This window comes from Billgrantia ethanolica, assembly GCF_021404305.1.
GTDB classification, from domain to species: domain Bacteria; phylum Pseudomonadota; class Gammaproteobacteria; order Pseudomonadales; family Halomonadaceae; genus Halomonas; species Halomonas ethanolica.
Genome location: NZ_JABFTX010000007.1, coordinates 1 through 5,022, shown reverse-complemented (window position 1 = coordinate 5,022; position 5,022 = coordinate 1). Strand labels below are relative to the sequence as shown.

General features: G+C 55.2%; 1 tRNA gene and 2 rRNA genes. All 3 read right to left on the bottom strand.

The annotated features are described in order from the left end of the window. A 23S ribosomal RNA gene (locus HOP53_RS21215) occupies nt 1-2,766 on the bottom strand; the annotation flags it as partial. A gap of 142 nt (nt 2,767-2,908) precedes the next feature. Beyond that, nucleotides 2,909-2,985 (bottom strand) — tRNA-Ile (locus HOP53_RS21210). A gap of 96 nt (nt 2,986-3,081) precedes the next feature. Continuing rightward, nucleotides 3,082-4,622, bottom strand: a 16S ribosomal RNA gene (locus HOP53_RS21205). Between the last annotated feature and the right edge of the window lie 400 nt (nt 4,623-5,022).

Sequence of the window (5,022 nt, the reverse complement as noted above, 5' to 3'; positions counted from 1 at the left end):
GGGATGTCTCATCTTGAAGGGGGCTTCCCGCTTAGATGCTTTCAGCGGTTATCCCGTCCGCACGTAGCTACCCGGCAATGCCACTGGCGTGACAACCGGAACACCAGAGGTGCGTCCACTCCGGTCCTCTCGTACTAGGAGCAGCTCTTCTCAAACATCCAACGCCCACGGCAGATAGGGACCGAACTGTCTCACGACGTTCTAAACCCAGCTCGCGTACCACTTTAAATGGCGAACAGCCATACCCTTGGGACCGACTTCAGCCCCAGGATGTGATGAGCCGACATCGAGGTGCCAAACACCGCCGTCGATGTGAACTCTTGGGCGGTATCAGCCTGTTATCCCCGGAGTACCTTTTATCCGTTGAGCGATGGCCCTTCCATACAGAACCACCGGATCACTAGAACCTACTTTCGTACCTGCTCGACGTGTCTGTCTCGCAGTTAAGCACCCTTATGCTCTTGCACTCAATGCACGATTTCCGACCGTGCTGAGGGTACCTTCGTGCTCCTCCGTTACTCTTTGGGAGGAGACCGCCCCAGTCAAACTACCCACCACACACTGTCCTCGATCCGGATCACGGACCTGAGTTAGAACGCCAATGATGCCAGGCTGGTATTTCAAGGTTGGCTCCACCCGAACTGGCGTCCGGGGTTCCTAGCCTCCCAGCTATCCTACACAAGCAACATCAGCGTCCAGTGTGAAGCTATAGTAAAGGTTCACGGGGTCTTTCCGTCTAGCCGCGGGTACACAGCATCTTCACTGCGATTTCAATTTCACTGAGTCTCGGGTGGAGACAGCGTGGCCATCATTACGCCATTCGTGCAGGTCGGAACTTACCCGACAAGGAATTTCGCTACCTTAGGACCGTTATAGTTACGGCCGCCGTTTACCGGGGCTTCGATCAAGAGCTTCGCCCGAGGGCTAACACCATCACTTAACCTTCCGGCACCGGGCAGGCGTCACACCCTATACGTCCGCTTGCGCGTTTGCAGAGTGCTGTGTTTTTAATAAACAGTTGCAGCCACCTGGTATCTTCGACCGGTTCGAGCTCCAGCAGCAAGTGCCTTCACCCTACGCCGGCGTGCCTTCTCCCGAAGTTACGGCACCATTTTGCCTAGTTCCTTCACCCGAGTTCTCTCAAGCGCCTTGGTATTCTCTACCTGACCACCTGTGTCGGTTTGGGGTACGGTCCCACTGTATCTGAAGCTTAGAGGCTTTTCCTGGAAGCGTGGCATCGATGACTTCGGCACCGTAGTGCCTTCGTCTCGCCTCTCGGCCTTAGGGATTCGGATTTGCCTAAATCCCCAGCCTACTGGCTTTCACCAGGACAACCAACGCCTGGCCCACCTAGCCTTCTTCGTCCCCCCATCGCAATACAGTGAGGTACGGGAATATTGACCCGTTTCCCATCGACTACGCCTTTCGGCCTCGCCTTAGGGGCCGACTCACTCTGCTCCGATTAGCGTCGAACAGAAACCCTTGGTCTTCCGGCGGGGGAGTTTTTCACTCCCCTTGTCGTTACTCATGTCAGCATTCGCACTCGTGATACCTCCAGCAGACTTCTCAATCCACCTTCATCGGCTTACACGACGCTCCTCTACCGCGACTAACCCGTAGCTTCGGTACCTGGTTTAGCCCCGTTACATCTTCCGCGCAGGCCGACTCGACTAGTGAGCTATTACGCTTTCTTTAAAGGATGGCTGCTTCTAAGCCAACCTCCTAGCTGTCTGAGCCTTCCCACATCGTTTCCCACTTAACCAGGATTTCGGGACCTTAGCTGACGGTCTGGGTTGTTTCCCTTTTCACGACGGACGTTAGCACCCGCCGTGTGTCTCCCACGCTTGCACTCACCGGTATTCGGAGTTTGCCTCGGGTTGGTAAGTCGGGATGACCCCCTAGCCGAAACAGTGCTCTACCCCCGGCGGTGATACGTGAGGCGCTACCTAAATAGCTTTCGAGGAGAACCAGCTATCTCCGGGCTTGATTAGCCTTTCACTCCGATCCACAAGTCATCCAAATCTTTTTCAACAGATCCTGGTTCGGTCCTCCAGTTGATGTTACTCAACCTTCAACCTGCTCATGGATAGATCGCCCGGTTTCGGGTCTATTCCCAGCGACTGGTCGCCCAGTTAAGACTCGGTTTCCCTACGCCTCCCCTATACGGTTAAGCTCGCCACTGAAAATAAGTCGCTGACCCATTATACAAAAGGTACGCGGTCACAGAACGAGTCTGCTCCCACTGCTTGTACGCATACGGTTTCAGGATCTATTTCACTCCCCTCTCCGGGGTTCTTTTCGCCTTTCCCTCACGGTACTGGTTCACTATCGGTCAGCCAGGAGTATTTAGCCTTGGAGGATGGTCCCCCCATGTTCAGTCAAGGTTTCACGTGCCCCGACCTACTCGATTTCACGACACTCAGATTTCGGCTACGGGACTATCACCCACTATGGTCAGGCTTCCCAGCCTGTTCGCCTATCAGTTGTGCCGCTTAAGGGCTAGTCCCCGTTCGCTCGCCGCTACTGGGGGAATCTCGGTTGATTTCTTTTCCTCGGGGTACTTAGATGTTTCAGTTCCCCCGGTTCGCCTCCCAACACCTATGGATTCAGTGTGGGATACCCAGCTTGTGCTGGGTGGGTTTCCCCATTCAGAGATGCCCGGGTCACAGGTCGTTTGCCACCTCACCGAGCCTTATCGCAGGCTACCACGTCTTTCATCGCCTCTGGCTGCCAAGGCATCCACCGTATGCGCTTAATCGCTTGACCATATAACCCGAAAGGGTCTGGTCCGCGATTACGTACGACAATTGCCGGATACGCTTGAGACGTATCACTTTTGCTTTCTCCTTGCGGAGAAAACTTGTCAGCATGATTCACATTGTTAAAGAGCAGACTGTTCACCAAAATTTGGTGGGTCTGGGCAGATTTGAACTGCCGACCTCACCCTTATCAGGGGTGCGCTCTAACCAACTGAGCTACAGACCCGGCTTACAACCACTGGGTCTTCGACCCAAACAGTCTTTGCTCTGGCCGATCAGGTAATTCATTGTGAGCACTTGCCGCGAGGCGTGATACGTCGTTTAAGGAGGTGATCCAGCCGCAGGTTCCCCTACGGCTACCTTGTTACGACTTCACCCCAGTCATGAACCACACCGTGGTGATCGCCCTCCCGAAGGTTAGGCTAACCACTTCTGGTGCAGTCCACTCCCATGGTGTGACGGGCGGTGTGTACAAGGCCCGGGAACGTATTCACCGTGACATTCTGATTCACGATTACTAGCGATTCCGACTTCACGGAGTCGAGTTGCAGACTCCGATCCGGACTGAGATCAGCTTTCTGGGATTGGCTCACTCTCGCAAGTTCGCAACCCTTTGTACTGACCATTGTAGCACGTGTGTAGCCCTACCCGTAAGGGCCATGATGACTTGACGTCGTCCCCACCTTCCTCCGGTTTGTCACCGGCAGTCTCCTTAGAGTTCCCGACTTTACTCGCTGGCAAATAAGGACAAGGGTTGCGCTCGTTACGGGACTTAACCCAACATTTCACAACACGAGCTGACGACAGCCATGCAGCACCTGTCTCTGCGTTCCCGAAGGCACCCCTTCGTCTCCGAAGGGTTCGCAGGATGTCAAGGGTAGGTAAGGTTCTTCGCGTTGCATCGAATTAAACCACATGCTCCACCGCTTGTGCGGGCCCCCGTCAATTCATTTGAGTTTTAACCTTGCGGCCGTACTCCCCAGGCGGTCGACTTATCGCGTTAACTGCGCCACAAAGTCCGCGAAGGACCCAACGGCTAGTCGACATCGTTTACGGCGTGGACTACCAGGGTATCTAATCCTGTTTGCTACCCACGCTTTCGCACCTCAGTGTCAGTGTCAGTCCAGAAGGCCGCCTTCGCCACTGGTATTCCTCCCGATCTCTACGCATTTCACCGCTACACCGGGAATTCTACCTTCCTCTCCTGCACTCTAGCCTGACAGTTCCGGATGCCGTTCCCAGGTTGAGCCCGGGGCTTTCACAACCGGCTTATCAAGCCACCTACGCGCGCTTTACGCCCAGTAATTCCGATTAACGCTCGCACCCTCCGTATTACCGCGGCTGCTGGCACGGAGTTAGCCGGTGCTTCTTCTGTGGGTGATGTCCTTCCTGACGGGTATTAACCACCAGGCTTTCTTCCCCACTGAAAGTGCTTTACAACCCGAGGGCCTTCTTCACACACGCGGCATGGCTGGATCAGGCTTGCGCCCATTGTCCAATATTCCCCACTGCTGCCTCCCGTAGGAGTTCGGGCCGTGTCTCAGTCCCGATGTGGCTGATCATCCTCTCAGACCAGCTACGGATCGTCGCCTTGGTGAGCCATTACCTCACCAACCAGCTAATCCGACATAGGCTCATCCGATAGCGCAAGGTCCGAAGAGCCCCTGCTTTCTCCCGTAGGACGTATGCGGTATTAGCCTGGGTTTCCCCAGGTTATCCCCCACTACCGGGCAGATTCCTATGCATTACTCACCCGTCCGCCGCTCGCCACCAGGAAGCAAGCTTCCCGTGCTGCCGCTCGACTTGCATGTGTTAGGCCTGCCGCCAGCGTTCAATCTGAGCCATGATCAAACTCTTCAGTTTAAGATCATATAGTCCTTACCCTGACCCCTGCCGAAACAGGAGCAGAAAGCGGACCAAACTTGGCTCAAGGTCAAAGCTTCTCAAAAGACCCGAAGGTCTCGACGAGTCGCTTGCCTTGAAATGGTGTGACTTCTCACCACCTCATCGACAAGCGCCCACATGAATTACCTGATCGATTGTTAAAGAGCGGCTCCTTTTCTCTTCAAGCCTCAGCCTGAAGCGCGGAGCGTCTCGCTTGCCGTCGTGGCCGTCGATCCAAGGATCGAGGGGCCTCGCCAGCGCCCTGCGAGGAAGGCGTATTCTACTGAAGCGCCGGAGTTTGTCAACTCTCTTCGAGGTCGTCACCGAGGTGACCCTGACATCGAAGACCGGCCTGAGCCGGCGACCGCAAGTCCGCTTC